Origin of the sequence: Xenorhabdus sp. TS4 (assembly GCF_014467265.1) — a bacterium.
GTDB lineage: Bacteria > Pseudomonadota > Gammaproteobacteria > Enterobacterales > Enterobacteriaceae > Xenorhabdus > Xenorhabdus ehlersii.
Genome location: NZ_NKHQ01000078.1, coordinates 24,930 through 46,801, shown reverse-complemented (window position 1 = coordinate 46,801; position 21,872 = coordinate 24,930). Strand labels below are relative to the sequence as shown.

Below are 21,872 nucleotides of genomic sequence, written 5' to 3'. Positions count from 1 at the left end.
AAACCACCCATATAATTAACAAAATACAAACATTTGTACCTGATCACTTGTTAATATTTATCCCGCCGCTAAATAAAAATAATTAATCAATTGTTTTATAAGTAATTAAAATTCATATTGTGATGTGAACGACAAATACACAATTTTTGTGTTTGCTATTTTTGTTATCAGTTTGTAGATTTGTGGTTATAAAAAGTGATTCATTTTTATGTTTTATATAAGAAAATAAGAATCATAATGGAGTCGCATATGACAACTGATCCACTTCAGGCAAGCTTTGAGGCAAAAATAGCAGCAGATCTCTCTATTGAGGCTAAAGATTGGATGCCCGAAGCCTATCGCCAAACCCTGATACGCCAGATCGGTCAACACGCACATTCGGAAGTCGTCGGCATGTTACCGGAAGCCAATTGGATCACCCGTGCCCCGACACTGCGTCGCAAAGCCATATTGCTGGCGAAAGTACAAGATGAAGCAGGGCATGGGCTATATCTCTACAGCGCCGCTGAAACACTGGGTTGTTCCCGTCAGGACATCTACCAAAAATTGTTGGATGGCAAGATGAAATATTCCTCGATTTTTAACTATCCCACCCTCAGTTGGGCAGATGTTGGCGTGATTGGCTGGCTGGTGGATGGTGCGGCAATCGTCAATCAGGTTGCCTTGTGCCGAGCCTCTTATGGTCCCTACGCCCGCGCGATGGTGAAAATCTGCAAGGAAGAAAGTTTCCACCAGCGCCAGGGTTATGAAGCGGTAACGGTGCTGGCGAATGGCAGCGAAACCCAGCGTGCCATGTTACAAGATGCCATTAACCGCTTCTGGTGGCCGACATTGATGATGTTTGGTCCCAATGACAGTGATTCCCCCAACAGCGCCCAGAGCATGGCATGGAAAATCAAACGATTCAGCAATGATGAACTACGGCAAAAATTCATCGACAACACCGTGCCCCAGTTGGAAGCCCTGGGTATGACAGCTCCCGATCCTGAGCTGGCTTGGGATGAAACAACAGGGCATTACCGTTTTGGTGAAATTAATTGGGATGAATTCTATCAAGTACTGAAAGGACAGGGGATATGCAATCACGAACGTCTGGAAGCCAAACGTCGGGCTTGGGAAAACGGGAGCTGGGTACGCGAAGCGGCTTCTATTCATGCCAGAAAAATAGCTGCCAAAAATCGCGCGGCTTAATACTTTGCGTGACCTGAACAGCATCGGAAGGAGGAGTCAATGAACGATACCGATTGGCCACTGTATGAAGTCTTTGTCCGCAGTAAACAGGGATTAGCGCACCGTCACGTCGGCAGCCTCCACGCGGCAGATGATCAAATGGCACTGGAAAACGCGCGCGATGCCTACACTCGGCGCAATGAAGGTTGCTCCATCTGGGTAGTGAAATCCATCTATCTGGTGGCTTCACAACCGGAAGAGCGTGGCGCTTTCTTCGAGCCATCGGAGGACAAGATCTACCGTCATCCGACTTTCTACACCCTCCCTGATGGCATCAAGAATATGTAAGGGGTGAGAATATGAATATACACAGTATTTCATCACCCAACCATGCCCTATTCAAATATGTACTTCGTCAGAGTGATACCCCGCTGATTCTGGCACAACGCCTGTGCGAATGGTGTGGATATGCGCCAGAACTGGAAATTGACCTCGCCCTGTCCAATATCGGACTCGACCTATTGGGACAAGCACGCCATTTCCTCAGTTATGCAGCTACTCTTTCAGGACAGGATGAAGATCATCTGGCGTTTTGGCGTAATGAACGCGAATTCTACAATCTGCTGCTGGTGGAACAACCCAATGGCGGCTTTAACGACACCTTGGTACGCCAATTTTTTATCGATGCCTATCACGTCTTGTTGCATCAGGCTCTGGGACAAAGTCGAAATCCCCAGTTGGCCGCCATTAGTGCCAAGTCGTTGAAGGAAGTGGAATATCACCTGCGATTTAGCCGAGGCTGGATGATCAGATTGGGGGATGGAACAGAACTGAGTCACGAAAAAATCCAACAGTCCGTTAATCAACTGTGGCGCTTTACCGGCGAACTATTCCATTGCGACGAAATAGAGCAGCAATTGGCAGAAGAAGGCATTGCCGTTGATCCCCGCACCCTGCATGAACCGTGGCGGCAAATCATCAACGAAACATTCACCGAAGCTACGCTAGAAATGCCACAAGAAGCACCTTATCGGCGAGGTGGAAAACAAGGACTACATACGGAACACTTGGGATACATGTTGGCAGAGATGCAATACCTGCAACGCACCTACCCCAACTGCAACTGGTGACAAAAACGGTCAGAAAACGGGGGGTAATGGGGGAAAATCATGGAACAGCTATGCAATACTCACTTTTATTCAGAGATACAGCCGCCGGAAGTGCATCAAATCTGGCAATGCCTGCACCAAATTGCCGATCCAGAACTTCCTGCTCTCTCCATTACTGATCTCGGCATGATACGAGCTGTCACGTCCTTGCAAAACGGCTGGCGGGTGACATTTACCCCAACCTATTCAGGCTGTCCTGCGACGGAATACCTGCTTGAAACTATTCAGGAAATTCTGGCACAAGCAGGCTTTTCTCCGGTGCATATTGAAGTAAGCCTGAACCCAGCGTGGACCACCGATTGGATAAATGCAGATGCCAAACAACGCTTGCGAGAATCCGGTATTGCCCCTCCCCAGGGATTAGCTTGCGAAAGAACGGCAAACATGAACCCCATCATCTGCCCGTACTGCGACAGCCATGAAACAGAAAAAATCAGCGAATTCGGTTCTACTGCCTGCAAAGCCCTCTATCGCTGTCGAGATTGTTGGGAACCGTTTGATTATTTCAAATGCATTTAACGAGGTGCACATTTAAAGAGGAAAGTAGAAGATGTCCACTTTGCATCAAACACGCTCACATGGCTTTCACCACTTAAGCATTGCCGCCATCGAAAGGGAAACGCCGGATGCTGTGGTCGTTACCCTGTATATTCCTGCTGAGCTGAAAAAACAGTTCTGCTATCACCCTGGCCAACACCTGACACTCAAGGCGAAAATAAATAACGAAGAACTACGCCGCTGCTATTCTATCTGTAGCTCACCGTTGGATGATGTATTACAAATTGGTGTCAAAGCTATTCATCAAGGCCGCTTTTCGACCTTCATCAACCAACAATTAAAAGTCGGGGATGAGCTGGAAGTCATGCAGCCACAAGGCAATTTTGGTCATCACCCCAATATCGGCCAACAGGGGCATTATCTGGCTATCGCCGCCGGTTCGGGTATCACTCCCATTTTATCGATCATCAAAAGTACGCTGGCACTAGAACCCAATAGCACTTTTACGCTTATTTATGGTAATCGCACCAGTCGCTCTGTCATGTTTAAAGAAACGCTGGCCGATCTGAAGAATTGCTACCTGAGCCGTTTTCAGGTGCTGTACCTGTTTAGTCAGGAATCCACTGATAGCCCACTGTTTAACGGACGCATTGATACTGAACACCTGAACCACATTGGCAAAACCCTGCTCAATTTTACCCAATTTGACCATACTTTTCTCTGTGGACCGGAAGCCATGTTGGATGACGCTCATTCTACCCTGGAACAGGTGGGAATACCTGCTAAGCGTATCCATAGTGAACGTTTCAATACCGGACAAGCCACAATAAATTCCCGACCTGCCAATCTCACAGAACGCAGTGAGACTCGCGTTGAGATCCATCTGGATGGTCGCACCCTCAACATTGCCATGAACGCCGAAGATGACAGTATCCTCGATGCCGCATTGCGCCAGGGCGCAGACTTACCCTACGCCTGCAAAGGAGGAGTATGCGCTACCTGTAAATGTCAGCTTAAATCCGGCGAAGTGGACATGAGGGTCAATTACAGCCTAGAACCCGATCAATTGGCTGCCGGTTATATCTTAAGTTGCCAATCATGGCCGAAAGGTGATGGCGTAGTTGTCGATTTTGATGTCTAGCCACTTTCATATACTTGATATGCTTGTGAGGAACTACCATGAGTCAGGAATGGATTTTATGCCACCAGCAGCAAAGGGTACGCACATTGACCCTAAATCGGCCAGAAGTGCGTAATGCCCTCAGTAATGATTGTCTGGAACAACTCGTGCAGCAATTGGAACTCGCAGATACGGATAACGGAACCGGAGCCATTGTTATTACGGGATCAGCGCGCTGTTTCGCGGCAGGTGCCGACCTGAAAGAACTACAACAACAAAACATTGCTACAGCTATGACTGATCGCCGTCCACAACTTTGGCAACGTTTAAATAATATCAGCAAGCCCCTGATCGCTGCTGTCAATGGCTACGCACTTGGCGCGGGCTGCGAACTGGCATTGGCTTGTGATTTGGTGATTTGTGGAGAAAACGCCCGTTTTGGTCTGCCAGAAATCACCCTGGGGCTGATGCCAGGGGCGGGGGGAACACAACGACTCATCCGCAGCGTCGGCAAGGCATTGGCTGGCCAGATGGTATTGACCGGCGAGGCTATCGATGCCCATCGCGCCCTGGAGGCGGGGCTGGTCAGCGAAGTTTGCACTGATGCTCTGACATTAGAGCGTGCAGAGCAGATCGCACAACGCATCAGTGAATTTTCCCCTCTGGCACTGCGGGCAGCCAAAGCAGCCCTCAAAGCCGCACAAGAAACAAGTCTGTCACAAGGGTTACTCGCCGAACGCCAACACTTTGTTGCTTTGGCAGGTACAACCGATCGTCAGGAAGGCATCTCCGCCTTTCTGGAAAAACGTAAACCAACATTTAAGGGGTTCTGATAGATGGAAAACATGTCAACGGTACTGACTGATATACAAGCAGGTGTCCTTAGCATTACTCTCAACCGTCCAGAATGCCTCAATAGCTTTAACGAGGAACTGCACCAACAATTAAGTCAGGCAATGGATATTGCTGAACAGGATAAGTCCGTACGCAGTATCCTGCTCACCGGAGCCGGACGCGGCTTCTGTGCCGGACAAGATTTAAATGATCGCAATGCCATCATTTCTGATGGCAGTATCCCTGATCTCGGCCAATCTGTTGAACGCTACTACAACCCACTGATCCGGCGTATGACTTCCCTACCTAAGCCCATTGTCTGCGCCGTCAACGGCGTGGCGGCGGGTGCTGGTGTCTCCCTTGCCCTGGCCTGTGATATTGTGATCGCCTCCCGTACCGCCAGTTTTATTCAGGCTTTCTGCCGTATTGGCCTGACACCTGATTCTGGCGGTAGCTGGTTCCTGCCCCATAAGATTGGACAAGCGCGGGCAATGGGGATGGCACTTTTGGGCGACAAAATCAGCGCTGAACAAGCACGGGATTGGGGAATGATCTGGCAAGTCGTTGAGCCAGAAGAGTTGGAAGAGAAAACCCAGAAGCTCGCCCTACACCTTGCTACCCAACCTACCTTGGCCCTTAGCTGTATCAAGCAAGCCACCTATGCAGCCGCAACCAATACACTGGAACAACAGCTTGCTCTCGAACGAGATTTACAACGCCAGTGCGGGCATAGCGAAGATTTCCGTGAAGGTGTCAATGCGTTCATTGAAAAACGCCAGCCAACGTTCAAGGGGAAATGATCATGACCACGCCTCACCTCCACGGCCCCATAGCCGTTATCGGTGCGGGAACAATGGGCATCGGCATTGCCCAGGTTGCAGCTCAGGCAGGACATTCCGTCCTGCTGTTTGACCTCAATGGCGAAGCGGTCAGTCAGTCACTGGACAATTTACGCACCCGTCTGCATCAACGTGTGGAAGCAGGCAAAGCTGAAGCCAGTGCAACAGAAACCCTGTTACAACGCATCACGCAGGTGAATGCCTTACATGCGCTGGCACCGTGTGGTCTGGTGATCGAAGCCATTGTCGAACAACTGGAAGCGAAACAGGATCTCTTCCAGCAACTGGAATCCATTTGTTCACACCAGACCCTGTTTGCCAGCAATACTTCATCATTGTCGATTACCGCCATTGCCCGTGTGCTGTCGACCCCGCAGCGCATGGCAGGGCTACATTTTTTCAATCCAGCCCCCCTAATGAAGCTGGTGGAAATCGTACAAGGTTTAGAAACCGCCCCTCAAACCGTAGCAACACTCAAAACCCTCGTGACTGGCTGGAAAAAACAGCCTGTGATTTGCCGTTCTACGCCGGGGTTTATCGTCAATCGCATCGCCCGTCCATTCTATGCTGAAGCCCTGCGCGCACTGGAAGAACGGATTGCGACACCCGCCACATTGGATGCCGTCCTCAAAGAATCTGGCGGTTTTGCGATGGGACCATTACAACTGATGGATTTGATTGGCCATGACATTAACTATACCGTGACCGAATCTCTGTTTCATGCCTTCCATTACGATCCCCGCTTCCTGCCTTCACTACTGCAAAAAGAGCTGGTGGATGCCGATCATCTTGGACGCAAACGCGGTCGTGGTTTATATGTATATGATATAAAAGGAAAAAACAGCATAAGAAAAAACGGTGGAACAAAAGAAACCCAGCCACAGCCTAAAATAGAGCCGAAACACGCTAAAGCGCAAAAACAGCCAGTGCGGATCAAGGCGACAGGAAATTGGGCAGCATTGCCACACTTTGTTGCCCTGCTACAACAGCCTAAGTTACAGCAATATGGAATCATCTTCGAAGAAAGCAAAAATGACCGATTCCACTCCCCGACTTTACAGGTTGATGAAATTCTCTTGATTCTGGCCAAAGGGAGAACCAGTGCACAGATTGCCGACGAAGTCAGGGCGCCCGTGGTGCAATTTGATCTTTCTGCCAATCACCAATTAGCTTCTATCATTACTCTTAGTGCCGCCTGCCAGAATACTCCCCAACAAACAGCAAAGGTGATCGGTTTTCTGCAATCCCTCGGTAAGCAAGTTATTCTCCTGCCGGATTATCCCGCCCTGCTAACCATGCGTACCGTTGCTATGTTGTGTAACGAAGCATTGGATGCCGTTAATAAAGGTATCGCCAGCGCTGAAGATATCGATCTGGCCATGTGCCATGGTGTGAATTATCCCATCGGCCCGCTGACATGGGGTGAACAGTTGGGTTGGAAACATATTCTCAGTACGTTAGAAAACTTGCAGAAGTTTTATGGGGAACCCCGTTACCGCCCAGTGCCCTTGCTGCGCCAACTCGCGGCGGGACATACCAAACTCCCTCTCCAGCAGGCTCCAAAACACAAGAAAGGGGTTGACCATGCAAGATAATGATAACGCGGCAAGTCAACTGGCTCGCCATCACGTTGAAGCCATGTATGCCCAGGATGCCTGCGCCCAAAATATGGGAATGCACATTGAGCATATCGATATCGGGTTCGCCCGACTCAGTATGAAGATCGTGCCCAACATGCTCAATGGTCATCAAAGTTGTCACGGTGGCATTTTGTTCAGCCTGGCGGATACGGCTTTCGCCTATGCCTGTAACAGCGAGGGGAGGGCAGCCGTCGCTTCCAGCGGCAGCATTGATTTTATCCGTCCGGCATTAGTGGGTGATCAACTGACCGCCACCGCTTCTGTTCGGCATCAAGGCAAAAATACTGGCCTGTACGACGTGGAGATCATTAACCAGAATAGCAAAGTTGTGGCTTTTTTCCGCGGTTACTCCTATCGTCTCAGTCACCCTATTTCTGGCAATACTGTGGAAAAAACCCAGCCACATCGTCAGGGAGAACAATAATGAATCATGCATTTATCTGTGATGGTATCCGTACACCTATCGGCCGTTATGGTGGTGCGCTATCCAGCCTGCGGGCTGATGATCTGGCGGCCCTGCCGCTACGGGCATTGATGACTCGTTATCCAACATTGGATTGGGAACAAATTGACGATGTGATCCTCGGCTGTGCTAATCAGGCAGGAGAAGATAATCGCAACGTTGCACGTATGGCACTATTGTTAGCAGGATTGCCAAATTCGGTCTCTGGCACGACAGTCAATCGGTTATGCGGCTCAGGCTTGGATGCACTGGCCTTCGCCGCTCGCAGTATTAAATCCGGCGACGCTCAACTGATATTGGCGGGTGGCGTTGAATCTATGACCCGTGCTCCTTTTGTGATGGGCAAAGCAAACAGCGCTTTCAGCCGACAGGCTGAGATCTTTGATACGACCCTTGGCTGGCGCTTCATTAACCCGTTGATGCAACAACAATTCGGCACAGATTCCATGCCAGAAACGGCAGAAAATGTGGCAGCCCAATTTAAAATTAGCCGTGATGATCAGGATGCCTTCGCCCTGCGCAGCCAGCAACGTGTCGCCAGAGCGCAACGACGTGGCGTACTGGCCGAGGAAATCATCCCTGTTACTCTGCCTCCAGCCAACAAAAAAGGCGTCGCAACGATCATTTCACAGGATGAACATCCCCGACCAGAAACGACGCTCGAACAATTACAACGGCTCAAAACCCCATTCCGTACAGGCGGCACCATTACTGCGGGTAACGCTTCCGGTGTTAACGATGGTGCGGTGGCACTGATCATCGCCTCAGAAACGGCAGCCCTACGCCAAGGGCTGACACCACGGGCGCGCATCATCGCAACAGCAACATGTGGTGTTGAACCACGCATCATGGGGATCGGGCCACTGCCTGCGATTCGCAAGGTACTGGAACTCACAGGCTTAACCCTAAATCAAATGGATGTTATTGAACTGAATGAGGCTTTCGCCGCACAAGCACTGGCTGTCATGCGCCAACTGGGGTTACCGGATGATGCAGGGCACGTAAACCCGAACGGAGGGGCGATTGCACTAGGACATCCTCTCGGTATGAGCGGTGCCCGCCTTGCACTGACCGCCACCCTTGAACTGGAGCGACATGCCGGACGTTACGCCTTGTGCACCATGTGTATTGGCGTGGGACAAGGCATCGCCATGATTATTGAACGTGTTTCATAACAGCTATTTTCACAACGATCATTTTTACAACAACAAACTGATACACAGTTACCTGACTTAACCAACACCTGCATATCACTACGTGCACATAACGACAAAAGCAACCTGTTACAAACAAATCAACAAAAGGACAGGAAACTATGAGCAACAACGTACAAAACCTAAAAAAACCCTCTGAACAACCTCTGGATGCCATTGAATTTGCTTCACGTGATGAGATTCAGGCGTGGCAATTTAGCCAGATGAAATGGACCCTCAACCACGCCTACAACAACGCTCCCCTGTACCGCCACAAATTTGATGCAGCAGGTGTCCATCCGAGTGATTTTAAGCAACTCAGTGACATCGCCAAATTTCCTTACACCACCAAGCAAGATCTGCGGGAACACTATCCTTTTAATGCCTTCGCCGTCCCGATGGAGCAGGTCGTGCGCATCCACGCATCATCCGGCATGACCGGAAGCCCAACTGTGGTAGGTTATACCCAACGGGATATCGACACGTGGGCAAATATCATTGCCCGTTGTCTGCGCTTTGCCGGAGTCAGTGCCAAAGATAAAGTTCACATTGCTTACGGTTACGGCCTGTTCACGGGAGGTTTGGGGGCACACTATGGTGCTGAACGATTGGGAGCAACTGTCATTCCAATGTCTGGTGGCAACACCATAAAACAGGCGAAACTGATTATGGACTTCATGCCTGACATCATTATGATGACACCTTCTTATTGCCTGACTTTACTGGATGAGCTGGAGCACCAAATGGGTGGGGATGCCAGCACGTGTTCCTTACGTATTGGCATCTTTGGCGCAGAACCGTGGACAGCTGCCTTACGTACTGAAATTGAAACACGCATGGGTATCAAGGCATTGGACATCTACGGCCTGTCCGAAGTGATGGGGCCAGGCGTTGCCATGGAATCACTGGAATACGCCGACGGCTCTACTGTTTGGGAAGATCATTTCTACCCGGAAATCATTGATCCTGACAACCTGAATAACCTGGCAGATGGCGAAACCGGAGAACTGGTTCTCACAACCCTGACCAAAGAAGCCATGCCCGTGATCCGCTATCGCACCCGCGACCTGACACGCTTATTGCCTGGTACAGCACGTAATATGCGTCGCATGGACAGGATCACCGGCCGTTCCGATGACATGCTGATTATCCGTGGCATCAACGTCTTTCCATCACAGATAGAAGAACAGATCATGCACATCAAGGAACTATCACCGCACTACCAATTGGAAGTCAACCACGAGGGCAATCATGATTGCTTGTCAGTCAAAGTTGAACTGAAAGAGCCAAATCTGCTGAACCACGAACAACGTTGCAACCTCTGTGATCAATTGCGCCATCACATAAAATCGACGGTAGGACTTAGCACCGATGTCAGTATCGTCAATTGTGGGGTCATTCCACGCTCAGAAGGTAAAGCGGTGAGGGTAATCGACAACCGACCGCGCGAATAGCCTTTTGCCACCGCAAGTTAAATGAGAGGAAACGGCGGTGGCACTTTTTTCAATGGCATTTTTCCCAACAGTGTGTTTCTCCGACGGGTTTTCTCTAAGCGTATCGATTAAGCCCATTGATACAGTTATGCTAATGTCATGACACACTTTTGAGCAGATCACAGAAACTATGGCACATAAACTTGACGATTTTATCCAACACGCTCTCAATGCACAGCCTGTCAGCGGAACATCGCTGATCATCTCCTTATATGGGGACGCCCTGAATCACCGTGGCGGTGAGGTTTGGCTTGGCAGTTTGAGCCTCTTGCTGGAACCGATGGGGTTTAGTGACCGTTTCGTGAGAACATCCGTATTCAGGCTGCAAAAAGAGGGATGGCTTACAGTAGAAAAACTAGGGCGACGCAGTTATTACCGCATCACCGAGCGGGGAATGCATCAATTTCGTCACGCAGAGGATAAAATCTATCTCAATGAGCAGCCAGAATGGGATGGCAAGTGGGATCTGCTGCTACTGGAAGGCACCGCCAAAAACGAGCGTAACCGTTTAAAAAAAGAGCTGACCTGGTTCGGGTTCGCGCAATTTAACAGCACCCTGATCGCCGCACCAAGTCATTCCCAAAGAGACATTCCTTCCCTGTTGGGGGAGCTTAACGCCAGCGATTCTGTCATCTATTTCCGTGCTGATTATCCCTACCCCCGTTCGGAACAGAGCTTGAAAGAACTCGTCTCTAACAATTGGTCACTGGAGCAGATATCACAACACTATCACGAATTTATTGTTTCCTTCCGCCCGTTGATGACACTGCTACGGGATTGCCATGAGGCCGACCTGACACCAGAACGCTGTTTCCAATTGCGCCTGCTGCTGATCCACTTTTACCGTCGCATAGCTCTGCGCGATCCACTGCTGCCTGATGCCCTGTTGCCCGCACAATGGGAAGGACAAATTGCCCGTAATTTGTGTATAAATATTTATCAGCACATTGGCCTTGCTGCGACACGCTACGTCAGTGAGCGTTGCGAAACGACCATTGGCCAATTACCTCAACCCACCACGGCGTATTACCGACGTTTTGGTGGGTTGCACAGTGAAATGGGTGCCTATTAGAAGGTTCATAGAAGCCCCAAGTTTTTATATGGTGTCAATCCGAACATCTCCTTAATCGTTTCGGTTTCGTAATTGGTTGTCGTAATGGCAATTTCTTGACCACGCTCTTGGGGAGCAAGGTTTTGGAGCATCAGATCTCTTTCATTCATTTTACGATTTGCCATGACAATTTTGGAGACAGCAGGGATACGGACATATTCATATGCCACGATTGCAGATTCGAAATCAGGATAGTCATATAAAGCATAGGCAAGCGTTTCTGCATCAAGAATAGATTGGGTTGCACCATTTGCCCCCACCGGAAACATCGGGTGCGCAGCATCGCCCAGCAGAACACACTGACCATGGCTCCATTTTTCTAATGGTTGCTTATCTACCATCGCGGTTCGCATAATTGTTTTACTCATGGTGATTAATGTTTGTAGATCTAACCAATCAAAATGCCATTCTTTAAGTAGATCAAGCAGGAAATTTGTCGCCTGGAAATGATTGATTGCTGTCTCAGGCAGTGTCTCATATGACATAGGAACAAGAATGACCCAATTGACAAGGCTTTCTACGCATAAATCATGCGATTTGGACATAGGATAAGCAACCAGACGAACCCCGTTTTCATCATTAGCAATAATCATGGTTCGGCCATCCAGCAACCGCGGCATAATGGTCATGCCTCTCCAGAGCATTATGCCCCCAGCGTTTAATTCCGTAGTATCAGGGAATAATGCCCGCCGCACTGCCGAGTGAATGCCATCAGCCCCCACAATCAGTTTGTCCGCCCAATCCGCTTTATTAAAAAAATCACCAGAAAATGCAGAACCAAAGTGAAAAGCTTGTTTGTCCTTCGCCATAGAAAATATCAGGTTAAGTAACTTGGCACGGGATATTGATATTTGTGGAGTATCAAACCCGGCTTCTATGCCTCTTGCTTCTTCGAAAAGAAGAGTTCCCAAATGATCCACATAGCGATGAGCTCTCGTTTGGATCCCAACAGAATTCAATTGCTCAGAAAGCCCTAAACGATACAAAGCTGATACGGCTGTAGGTTGAATATTCAAACCAAATCCAGCTTCAGAAAGTAACTTTTGCTGTTCATAAATGTCACATTCTATACCCAATGAAGCAAGCTGAGCGGCAAGAGTGACACCACCAATTCCGGCACCGGCAATGACGATTTTTTTGTCTAAGCGATATACCATAATGAATAATCTCCCCTTGAATCATTTACCGACAGATTTCGGCAGCTTCATTTAAATGATTCTGACCAATAACAGAAATAATACGAAAATATGTTGCTCCAGCTTTATCAGCTTTTTGGGATTTGACAGAAGCATCAGATACGGACTATAAGCCCTCAAGTTAAATTGAAGTCAATAGATATTAAGAAAGTTGACATCCTCCCCGGCCTAAGGCCGAGGATTCCTACTACGTTCAAACCGGAGTATGAATCATTTCGGGGGGTTCCTGCTTTAACGGACGGCCTGACTGCACCGCTCCTCCATAGGCAAGCACGGCATGCCCTGCCGCTAAAATGTTACGCGCGCCGTTGACATCGGCGTTCGCTGTGTATCCGCATACGCTAACGATTTACCCAACTATCTAAACGTGTTTTTGCCTGTGCAATATCACTACCTAACCACAAAACAATGCCATCAGGTCTAACGATAGTAGCCTGCCCATCTCGAAGTAGTTTTTTAGGGGAAATAATCTCAACCACCGTCAATTGTTGAGCAACGGTTTGAAAATATGATTGCAGTGCAGATACCAATCTTGGTGCATGATTATGTATTAAGACAAATTGTTTTTTCCGCAATACTTCTGTCAGCTTACGTTCCTGTCCCGCGTGACACAGCACTAAATGCGGTAAACGCTGACCGACTCGCTTATGATCACCTTTCTGACGCAAACAGTGATATTGGGCATCTTCACCAGCCAACATCCTGACAACTTTTTTCTCGATATAGGGAATTTTGGTTGCCTGCACACCAATCCAATGAACCATTCGCCCAAAAATACCCGGCGCTGTATTGAATTTAAACAGTAAATCTGTATTTTTTAATGCCGCTTTTGCTATCGGCCTGCGCTCGTTTTCATAGGAATCCAGAATATCTGGCAATAAGGTTCCCTGAATAACTCCAGCCAATTTCCAACCTAAATTAGCCGCATCGCCGATCCCCATTTGAAGCCCCTGACCACCAGCAGGAACATGGGTATGAGCCGCATCACCAAGCAGGAAGATCTTTCCCTCCCGATACCGTTCTGCCAACCTCTGTTTACTTCTGTAGCGTGCACTCCATAAAATATCGCCTAAACCAAAATCCTGCCCCAAAATGGCAGACATACTATTCGCAATCTCTTCTCTGGTAACGGGTTGCTTCACAGGCAGATCCATTCTTTGATTATCTTCAATGCTGATGCGATAAGTACCATCTGGTAATGGAAATAGCGCAACCAATCCTCTCGAAACAGAACGCGCATACACCGCCGGAGTTGGAGGGGTATTCAAGGTCACATCTGCCACAACCAACGAATGTTGATAATCCTGCCCAACGAAAGGAATATCCAACACTTGACGCACGATACTGTTGACACCATCAGCACCGAGAACCCAATCGTATTCTATCTTGGTTACCGAATGTGACTGGGTTTCTTCAATCTTCACTACAACTTTTTCACCCATCGGTGTCAAAGTCTTAAGTTCCATTCCTCTTTTGAGGTTGACGCCGACCTTATTTGCCCACTCTGTCAACACACTTTCGGTATACGATTGTGGAATGATTACCATGTATGGAAATTCGAGCGCCAATGTTGAAAATGAGAGTGTTCTCCCTTTTTTATCCCCAACAGGAGCTTCCGCCCACACGATACCTCGACGTATCATTTCATCCGCAATATGCCAAGCGCTCAACAGTTCAAGAGTGATCGGCTCCAACCCAAAGGCACGCGAATGCAAGGAAGCCGATGGTCGTTTATCAATGAGGTCGACCGAAATTCCCTGCTCACAGAGTGAGGCAGCAACCGCCAGCCCAACTGGCCCAGCGCCTACAACCAATACACGTTGGGTGATACGGATATTACTGGTCATGATAGCTGTGCCCTCCATTGGGAAGTTGAAAAACGGAAACAATAATATTTCTAGCCGTCGTCGTAGAATAAATCCGCTGTAACCCCACCGACTCTGCCAAGCGAACGATTTCTGCTTCGGGTATGTAACTCCCCAGACTACCCATAATCCAGTTAATCAAAGAGTTAATTCCCCACCCGGGTGGTGCATTTTCGATAAGACAAAACAGGCCATTAGCGTGAAGAATCCGTCGTATCTCACGTAATCCGGCAGATTTATCATACCAATGCCCAAACGACATCGAACAAACGATCAAATCAATACTGCCTGATGGGAGGGCCAGTTCCTCTGCCATTCCCACAAGGAATCTGGCGAATGGCCTGCGTTTGATCGCTTCATCCACCATACCTTGGGCTGGATCGATGCCAATGCAGTTGGCCTGAGGCCATCGTATATGTAAGTGCTGCAACAATGCGCCTGTTCCACAACCAATATCCAATATACTACGCGGCAAAGATGCCCAATCCATCTTCTTCAAGATGCTCAAACATTCCTCATGTGCCAGGTTCAATTTATCGCCATATTTTTCTTCATAGGTAGGTGCTATTCGATCGAAAGTTTCAATAAAACCAGGTCCTTTTTTCACCCTCTTTGTTTTCTCAGAATTTAACATTTTCTGAAAACCTCCAACACTTTTAAGTAAAGCAAACGTAATCAATTGTGTTGACTTTTCTCTCCCGATGTCAAATTCTATCGATCACAAAACGATCACAATTATTATGAACCCAGCCAACAAAAACAAATAACACAATGAAATAAATATGAATTTATTCTGGTTATTTTTTCACAGAAAAACATAACCAAATAAATAATGTTTTTTAACTTTAAAATAACATAAGAAAACATAATTAATTATGATAAGTAAAAAACGGGCCACTCCACGACAAGAAGTGTTATGTCTACAACAAGCAATTGATCCCTATTTACCAGGTTTAATTCTTGAAATCGTTTTTCGCATTGATGGTTCCCTTTCCGGGCAACAATTGAAATCGCGCATTGACGCTATAGTCAGGCGGCATGCATCGCTCAGGCAGCGTTTTGAATTTCAGGATGGAAAATATTGGGTTGTGGAAGCACCACCGGAAGCATCAGGGTACTGTCATATTCGTTTCCTGGATGAAATCCCTGATTCATCATTATCTGAAATTCTGCTCCCCGATACTCGCGAATTTATGGGGGTCGAATCAGAACGATTATTTAAGGCAGAAATCATTGAAACAGGAAATCATGATTTATATTTAGTGGTCAGGGTGCATCACGCCATTGCAGATCTCTGGTCTGTTGGCTTGCTGATAGAAAACTTAAATGATGCCGATCCTGAATTCCTCCAGAAAAAAAGTGATTCTCTGCCACCAAACATTGATCGCGATTTTTGGCGTGCCATGCTTTCACAAGACGCTTCTCTCTCGCTACCCCTGAAAACACTACCTCCGAAACCTCAGCCACAGCAAACCCAAGATAGCGCTGGTTTTCGAAAAATGGTGACACACCATTTTAACCTCAGCACGGAAGATACCGCCAAAATATATGAGTTAGCCAAAACGTGTTCCGTGACTCCCTATTCAATTTTGCTGGCAGCACAAGCACTCACACTTTCGAAGCTGGGTATGAGTCAAAGAGTACCTATTGCAGTGACCATGCATGGCAGGAATAAATATAACCATCAAGAAGTGGGTTATTTGGCTAATACCGTTGCCATCCCTGTCGGTATTGAAGATATAAGTGTCCATAATTACATCAAAAATAATGGCGACCTATTGCGTAATGCCATACATGCCACCAGCGGAGGAGGTTACCCCGAACTCGTTGAACTCATGGCACAAGAAGGATTACAACCCCCCCTTCCCAATTCAGCGGTTATCTTTCAGCAAGATGTTCCTGGCATGGCCAGAGGCGTCGCCGCTGCTTTACTGGGCTATGGTAAGGTACACCTGAAAGATCTGACGCTGTCTACTGTAATCGCACCAACCAGTATCGGCCCTTTCAGTAACACGGTATTAATGACCCAGTATGACGACCAGTTATTCGGTCGGATCGAAATCGATCCTGCCCAGCATCCCGCGTGGCTGGCACAAGCTATGGCAGAGCTTTTTCAACACACCCTCGAATCTATGGTGCGCTATCCGCAAGAAAATCTGTCAGCATTGCCACAACGCCCAATACACCAAGCTGTGTATCTGGCTACATGGGAACAATTGCCTCGTAAGCATTTGTCTGAAATTGAAGAAACGCTGATCACGTCTGTTATCCGGCAAATACAGTTACACCCAGATAGACCCGCCATATTCAGCAAATCAGAATCTATTAATTACGGTGAGTTAGGCAAACGTATCGCAAATATAAGCAGTTCATTACGCGCATTCGGCCTGGAATCTGGCCGCTCTGTCGGTATTTTACTGCCACGCGATATCAACCTAATCCCTGTTTTATTGGCTGTCATGGTATGCGGCGGAAATTATGTTCCCCTTAGTCCAGACAATTCAATTGAGCTGAATAGTTCAATTATAGAAAAAGCCAAATGCCAAGCGATCATTACACACAACAACACAACGCTAATTCTATCTGATCGGGTAGAACACTGGTGCCTTGACGATCTCATGCAGGAACAGAATGAAGCACTGGTAGATCTGTCCAAGTTACACGCCACCGCCTATATATTATTTACGAGTGGTTCAACAGGACAACCAAAAGGTGTTGCCATTAGTCATGCCAACGCCGCTAATTTAATGCGTTGGGCCAATCTGGAATATAGTTATGAGCAACTGGGTGTCACTCTGGCAGTCACACCAATTACTTTCGATCTTTCCGTCTTTGAAATGTTTGCACCTTTGGTCGCTGGCGCCAGCGTCAAGATGATTCATTCCGTCATCGATATTATCGATCAACCTTCAATCATGGAAGATGTCACGTTGCTAAATACCGTACCTTCCGCCGTTGAAGCGCTAATACAGCATAATTCATTGCAACAGAGCGACTTACAGGACAATAGACAGAAAAACGACTTAAAAGTCATCAATCTTGCCGGTGAACCTTTAACTCGCGATCTCTATCTCCGTTTGCACCAAATTCTGCCCAATGTGCGAATTATCAACCTCTACGGCCCAACAGAAACCACAACCTATTCCACAGGATTGGAACTGACCCAAGACGACGATATCACCATTGGAAGTCCCTTATCTGGAACCTACGTTCAGGTTCTGAATGAGGATCTGGCACCTGTTAGCATTGGCGTGATCGGTGAGCTGTTTATTTATGGGCATGGTGTTGCACAAGGCTACCTCAATGAAGCCGCTCGTTCCGCAGCAGCCTTTCTACCTGCCCCCAATGGGGAACGCTGTTATCGCACCGGTGATCTTGTCAGATGGTTACCAAATGGCAATCTTGATTTTATTGGGCGCCGGGATGATCAGGTCAAAGTTCGTGGTTTTCGCATAGAACTGGGGGCTATTCAGGAATTTTTACAATATTTTGATAATGTTAAGGAATCCGCCGTATTAATTGCCGGAACAGGGCAAAAACGGCATATCGTGGCATTTATTGTCCTCACTGAACCCATTCAAGAGGAATATATCCACATTAACCAGATAAAACAGCAATTACTGCGCTCATTGCCTGCTTATGCCATTCCTTCACAATTCTACCTACTTCCTGAGCTACCCAGAAATAAACATGGGAAAATTGACAGGACTCAATTATTACAAGAGACCAGGCAACAACATTTTCCTCCCAATGAGATGTCCCCCATTGAGCAACGCGTTGCTGTTTGCTGGAAACACGTGATCGGCATAGACGCTGCCCCAAATGATAATTTCCTTGAAATCGGTGGGCACTCACTCGTGTTAACTGAATTAACCGGATTATTAAGGAATGAATTCAATATTCATATCCTACTGCATGATCTCTGGATCAGGCCAACCATAAGACAACAAGCCGAACTCATTAGCAGCCTACAGAACTCTGTTAATACCAAACCTGCGCCGATTCCGATTCCACGGCTTAACCGAAACAATTCACACCATTAATCAGGAGTGTTGGATGAACAATAATGCACACCAAACGATGATTTTTCCTGCTTCCCATAGTCAGGAACAACTTTGGTTCCTTAATGAGCTGGCGCCAGATTCACAACTGGCTTATACCATGGCCGTTCGGGTTTCCATTGATGGTGAGCTTGATGTGCTTAAACTACAACGTGCCGTAAATCAGGTCGTGTCATCACAGGAAATATTGAGAACATCTTTTTCCTATGCCAATGGAAAACTGAGTCAAGTCGTCTCACCGTCCGCCACGCTACCCATTCATACAATGGATTATCTCAATGATATGGCAGGGGCATTGCGATTAATCAATATGGAAATCAAACGGAAATGGTCTCTGGAGCAGGCACCACTTTATCGGTTACTACTGATAAGGACAGGACAAAGCCACTATGAATTACTCCTCAGCACCCATCACATTGTTTGTGACGGAATATCGCTGCAATTGCTGCTGAAAAGAATCTTCACTGCCTATGAAACCGGACACGATTTTATGGAAGCGGATGCCCTGCAATTTGCCGATTATGCCGCCTGGAATAAACAAACTCCCCATCAGGGTCTTGATTACTGGCGATCACAGCTAGCAGGGGCTTCGACTACGCTAGAAATAGCACCCATGACACAGCGCAATGATAAACAGTCTTTCACCGGTGCCCGTATCCCGCTGAATTTTACCTATAGTGAATGGCAATCCATGCGACAGGGGGCAACCCAAATAGGGGTATCAGCAGCAGCAATATTTTTGGCTGCATACTGTATTGTCCTGCATCGCATTACAGACCAGGATGATATTCTGGTCGGTATCCCAACATCAAACAGAATCAGACCAGAGTTACGCAATGTTATTGGTTATCTCTCCAATATTTGTGTTTTTCGCAGCCAATATGATGAAGAACAAAGTGTCACAGACTATCTAAAGTCTGTGCAAAAGACACTTTCTGACCTGATTGATCACAGTGAAACTCCACTACCTGAAATATTGCATACCATCGAGCATGTTCGGTCTCCTGGTCTTCCTCCACTCTTCCAGATCTTATTTGGCTATGAACAGGATACGCCGCATTCTTTTGACGCTGGCTCGCTGCATTTGACGTTTTCCGATGTAGATACCGGTGCTTCTCGTTTGGATCTTTCCCTTTTCCTGTTTGAAGATCCGGATCGCAATACAACAGGTTTTCTGGAATATGCCACCGACATCCTTGATGCTTCAACCGCGATTAAGATTTCAAGTATGTTGGAACATGTCCTAAAGCAGTTTGCTCACTCAACCTCCATGCTGCTTAATGAATTAAACATGGGTCATGGGGATTCCCGTGCTGTATCTAACCCTATTGAGCCTGAATTCCAAAGTATTCCTACCCAATTATCAACCTTGGCAAAAAAACAGCCTGAGGCGCTTGCTCTGTGTGACGAGCATATCCAGCTAACGTTCCATGAACTCAATCAGCAGATTATGCATGCAGCTGGCATATTGAACACACACGGCATTGTTGCTGGCTCTCATGTTGCCATTATGGGTAAACGCGGAGTCGCCTGGGTAGTCACCATGTTAGCTATCTGGCAACTGGATGCGATCTATATTCCCCTTGATGTGACTATGCCGGAATCCCGGTTGCAAGACATGCTATCAAGATTAAGCAATGTGACTCTGATAGCAGATGAAACAGTGCCTGATTCTTTCAGGCAATGGCCGCCTATCCAGATGGCATCACTGTGGTGTCATTCTCCGCAACATACCGAGAATCCTGCACTCCATGTCGGCACAGCCGCAGGCTATATTATGTTTACCTCTGGTTCGACCGGACAACCCAAAGCCGTCCTGGTTCGTCAGAATAATCTTGTCTCCACATTAAGTGCATTTGGTCATCTGCTGAATATCCGTCCTAACGATCGGATGTTGGCTCTGACCACGTTCTCTTTCGATATCTCTCTGCTGGAACTCTTGTTAACACTGGTACACGGCGGAAGTGTCTACATTGCCCCTACCACAGCACAACGGGATGGCAGCAAGTTAATTGAATGCCTGAATAACCATGAAATAACACTGGCTCAAGCAACACCTATCACATGGTCGCTCGCCTTAATGACGGGTTGGTCGCCACGGGAAAACTTGACTATGCTGTGCGGCGGAGAGCAATTGCCCCAGGATTTAGCGGATCGCTTGTGTCAACCTGGCATGACATTGTGGAATCTGTACGGGCCAACAGAAACAACAATCTGGTCAACGGCATACCAAATACAACCCCGAATGAATCAACGTTGTGTAATTCGCTTGGGTGCACCGATCGCGGGTACGCAAGTGATGGTCGTGGATAAACATCTCCAGCCTGTTCCGAAAGGATTTTTAGGTGAACTGATGATTTCAGGGTTAGGCGTCAGTGCTGGATATTATGGTAATGCGCGTGAAACCGCCCAAAAATTCTTGCCGGATCCTTATACCACAGGAACAAGAGCCTATTTGACGGGTGACATGGTACGTATGTTACCGGACAATTCCCTGCTCTACGCAGGTCGGCGTGACGATCAAATCAAGCTACGCGGACATCGCATTGAGCTGGGAGAAATCGAAGTCACACTCAGGAAACTCCCTAATGTTAAAGATGCTGCTGTATCTCTCTCTGCTCAGGGAAACGAAAGTGCTGCACGACTTCAGGCATTCATTATTTTTTCAACGCATGTCGAAGATGAACAGGCATGGATGAGCCACGCCCTTAATATCCTGAAACAAGATCTACCAAAAGCATGGATACCCACAGAATATTTTCGCATTTCAGACATTCCCCTGACACACAATGGCAAGCGGGATAAAAAACACCTGCAAACCCATGCCGTCCGCATGAGTACTACGGTTGAAAGCATAGCTCCAAGAAATGGGGCAGAAGCTAAGATCCATGCTGTTTGGAGCCAATTACTTGGCATAAACCATTTTGGTGTCACCGATGATTTTTTCCAACTTGGCGGTCATTCCATTTTAGTCGCCCAGATGGTGGAACGTATTGAAATGGAGTTCGGGGAACGTATACCTATCGCAGATATTTATATTTCCCCAACAATCGCCCGTATCGCAGCAACACTGGAATCCATGCAATTCGATACAGGAATAAAAACCGAAGGAGTCCCGGGGAACTGGGAATTTAACACGATAGCACTCAATTCCCCCAACGATACCTTCAACAATCATGCCCACGACCCATCCTCTTCTCAGGTTCAGGAGAAATAAATC

Annotated in this window: 17 protein-coding genes and 2 pseudogenes; 14 read left to right on the top strand and 5 right to left on the bottom strand. The window is 47.5% G+C overall.

The window, feature by feature from the left end; translation table 11 throughout:
• Positions 1–249: 249 nt before the first annotated feature.
• The 12 genes from paaA to paaX all read left to right on the top strand — a co-directional run bounded on the left by paaA (position 250) and on the right by paaX (position 11,491).
• A complete protein-coding gene (gene paaA / locus Xets_RS15925; RefSeq protein ID WP_099131810.1) occupies positions 250–1,191 on the top strand; it encodes a 1,2-phenylacetyl-CoA epoxidase subunit PaaA in 942 nt (313 codons plus the stop codon).
• A gap of 39 nt (positions 1,192–1,230) precedes the next feature.
• Positions 1,231–1,518 (top strand): 1,2-phenylacetyl-CoA epoxidase subunit PaaB, encoded by a 288-nt coding sequence (paaB, locus tag Xets_RS15920; RefSeq protein ID WP_099131811.1) that lies wholly within the window; start codon positions 1,231–1,233, stop codon positions 1,516–1,518.
• 11 nt (positions 1,519–1,529) lie between these two features.
• Positions 1,530–2,300 (top strand): 1,2-phenylacetyl-CoA epoxidase subunit PaaC, encoded by a 771-nt coding sequence (gene paaC, locus Xets_RS15915; RefSeq protein ID WP_187652097.1) that lies wholly within the window; start codon positions 1,530–1,532, stop codon positions 2,298–2,300.
• Between the two features lie 39 nt (positions 2,301–2,339).
• Positions 2,340–2,858 (top strand): 1,2-phenylacetyl-CoA epoxidase subunit PaaD, encoded by a 519-nt coding sequence (gene paaD / locus Xets_RS15910; RefSeq protein ID WP_099131813.1) that lies wholly within the window; start codon positions 2,340–2,342, stop codon positions 2,856–2,858.
• Between the two features lie 31 nt (positions 2,859–2,889).
• Positions 2,890–3,978, top strand: a complete 1,089-nt coding sequence (paaE, locus tag Xets_RS15905; protein ID WP_187652096.1) for a 1,2-phenylacetyl-CoA epoxidase subunit PaaE — start codon at positions 2,890–2,892, stop codon at positions 3,976–3,978.
• 38 nt (positions 3,979–4,016) lie between these two features.
• A complete protein-coding gene (gene paaF / locus Xets_RS15900) occupies positions 4,017–4,790 on the top strand; it encodes a 2,3-dehydroadipyl-CoA hydratase PaaF (protein ID WP_187652095.1) in 774 nt (257 codons plus the stop codon).
• 3 nt (positions 4,791–4,793) lie between these two features.
• Positions 4,794–5,591 (top strand): 2-(1,2-epoxy-1,2-dihydrophenyl)acetyl-CoA isomerase PaaG, encoded by a 798-nt coding sequence (paaG, locus tag Xets_RS15895; RefSeq protein ID WP_099131816.1) that lies wholly within the window; start codon positions 4,794–4,796, stop codon positions 5,589–5,591.
• Between the two features lie 2 nt (positions 5,592–5,593).
• Positions 5,594–7,225 (top strand): 3-hydroxyacyl-CoA dehydrogenase, encoded by a 1,632-nt coding sequence (locus tag Xets_RS15890; RefSeq protein ID WP_187652094.1) that lies wholly within the window; start codon positions 5,594–5,596, stop codon positions 7,223–7,225.
• Positions 7,215–7,694, top strand: coding sequence for a hydroxyphenylacetyl-CoA thioesterase PaaI (gene paaI, locus Xets_RS15885; RefSeq protein ID WP_187652093.1), 480 nt, complete (start codon positions 7,215–7,217; stop codon positions 7,692–7,694). Before Xets_RS15890 ends, paaI begins: the two co-directional genes overlap by 11 nt.
• Complete coding sequence (gene pcaF / locus Xets_RS15880; protein WP_187652092.1) at positions 7,694–8,908, top strand: 3-oxoadipyl-CoA thiolase; 1,215 nt, start codon at positions 7,694–7,696, stop codon at positions 8,906–8,908. Before paaI ends, pcaF begins: the two co-directional genes overlap by 1 nt.
• A 140-nt stretch (positions 8,909–9,048) precedes the next feature.
• On the top strand, positions 9,049–10,380 hold the full coding sequence (gene paaK, locus Xets_RS15875; protein WP_187652091.1) for a phenylacetate--CoA ligase PaaK: 1,332 nt from the start codon (positions 9,049–9,051) through the stop codon (positions 10,378–10,380).
• Between the two features lie 169 nt (positions 10,381–10,549).
• Positions 10,550–11,491 (top strand): phenylacetic acid degradation operon negative regulatory protein PaaX, encoded by a 942-nt coding sequence (gene paaX, locus Xets_RS15870; protein WP_187652090.1) that lies wholly within the window; start codon positions 10,550–10,552, stop codon positions 11,489–11,491.
• 5 nt (positions 11,492–11,496) lie between these two features.
• Here the strand turns inward: paaX and Xets_RS15865 are convergent, their stop codons facing one another.
• From Xets_RS15865 to Xets_RS15845, 5 genes and pseudogenes are all read right to left on the bottom strand, one after another.
• A complete protein-coding gene (locus Xets_RS15865) occupies positions 11,497–12,687 on the bottom strand; it encodes an FAD-dependent monooxygenase (protein ID WP_187652089.1) in 1,191 nt (396 codons plus the stop codon).
• Positions 12,688–12,712: 25 nt separating this feature from the next.
• Positions 12,713–12,796, bottom strand: a pseudogene (locus tag Xets_RS15860) (hypothetical protein); the annotation flags it as partial.
• A gap of 123 nt (positions 12,797–12,919) precedes the next feature.
• Positions 12,920–13,066, bottom strand: a pseudogene (locus Xets_RS15855) (RNA-guided endonuclease TnpB family protein); the annotation flags it as partial.
• A gap of 1 nt (position 13,067) precedes the next feature.
• Positions 13,068–14,573 carry an FAD-dependent monooxygenase gene (locus Xets_RS15850; RefSeq protein ID WP_187652088.1) on the bottom strand — a complete coding sequence of 502 codons (1,506 nt, stop codon included), beginning with the start codon at positions 14,571–14,573 and terminating at the stop codon, positions 13,068–13,070.
• A complete protein-coding gene (locus Xets_RS15845; RefSeq protein ID WP_167450552.1) occupies positions 14,563–15,198 on the bottom strand; it encodes a class I SAM-dependent methyltransferase in 636 nt (211 codons plus the stop codon). The genes Xets_RS15850 and Xets_RS15845 overlap by 11 nt, the downstream gene beginning before the upstream one ends.
• 268 nt (positions 15,199–15,466) lie before the next feature.
• Between Xets_RS15845 and Xets_RS15840 the strand changes: the two genes are divergently transcribed.
• Both Xets_RS15840 and Xets_RS15835 read left to right on the top strand, forming a co-directional pair.
• The gene (locus Xets_RS15840) at positions 15,467–18,634 is read left to right on the top strand and encodes a non-ribosomal peptide synthetase (RefSeq protein ID WP_187652087.1); all 3,168 of its coding nucleotides are present in this window, start codon (positions 15,467–15,469) and stop codon (positions 18,632–18,634) included.
• 13 nt (positions 18,635–18,647) lie between these two features.
• The gene (locus Xets_RS15835) at positions 18,648–21,869 is read left to right on the top strand and encodes a non-ribosomal peptide synthetase (protein WP_187652086.1); all 3,222 of its coding nucleotides are present in this window, start codon (positions 18,648–18,650) and stop codon (positions 21,867–21,869) included.
• The last annotated feature ends 3 nt before the right edge of the window (positions 21,870–21,872 follow it).

Coding starts and splice junctions, on each gene's coding strand:
- Xets_RS15835 (WP_187652086.1), top strand. CDS start 18,648: ATGAACAATAATGCACACCAAACGATGATTTTTCCTGCTTCCCATAGT.
- paaF (WP_187652095.1), top strand. CDS start 4,017: ATGAGTCAGGAATGGATTTTATGCCACCAGCAGCAAAGGGTACGCACA.
- paaX (WP_187652090.1), top strand. CDS start 10,550: ATGGCACATAAACTTGACGATTTTATCCAACACGCTCTCAATGCACAG.
- paaG (WP_099131816.1), top strand. CDS start 4,794: ATGGAAAACATGTCAACGGTACTGACTGATATACAAGCAGGTGTCCTT.
- Xets_RS15850 (WP_187652088.1), bottom strand. CDS start 14,573: ATGACCAGTAATATCCGTATCACCCAACGTGTATTGGTTGTAGGCGCT.
- Xets_RS15840 (WP_187652087.1), top strand. CDS start 15,467: ATGATAAGTAAAAAACGGGCCACTCCACGACAAGAAGTGTTATGTCTA.
- paaK (WP_187652091.1), top strand. CDS start 9,049: ATGAGCAACAACGTACAAAACCTAAAAAAACCCTCTGAACAACCTCTG.
- Xets_RS15865 (WP_187652089.1), bottom strand. CDS start 12,687: ATGGTATATCGCTTAGACAAAAAAATCGTCATTGCCGGTGCCGGAATT.
- paaB (WP_099131811.1), top strand. CDS start 1,231: ATGAACGATACCGATTGGCCACTGTATGAAGTCTTTGTCCGCAGTAAA.
- paaC (WP_187652097.1), top strand. CDS start 1,530: ATGAATATACACAGTATTTCATCACCCAACCATGCCCTATTCAAATAT.
- Xets_RS15890 (WP_187652094.1), top strand. CDS start 5,594: ATGACCACGCCTCACCTCCACGGCCCCATAGCCGTTATCGGTGCGGGA.
- paaI (WP_187652093.1), top strand. CDS start 7,215: ATGCAAGATAATGATAACGCGGCAAGTCAACTGGCTCGCCATCACGTT.
- paaD (WP_099131813.1), top strand. CDS start 2,340: ATGGAACAGCTATGCAATACTCACTTTTATTCAGAGATACAGCCGCCG.
- pcaF (WP_187652092.1), top strand. CDS start 7,694: ATGAATCATGCATTTATCTGTGATGGTATCCGTACACCTATCGGCCGT.
- paaE (WP_187652096.1), top strand. CDS start 2,890: ATGTCCACTTTGCATCAAACACGCTCACATGGCTTTCACCACTTAAGC.
- paaA (WP_099131810.1), top strand. CDS start 250: ATGACAACTGATCCACTTCAGGCAAGCTTTGAGGCAAAAATAGCAGCA.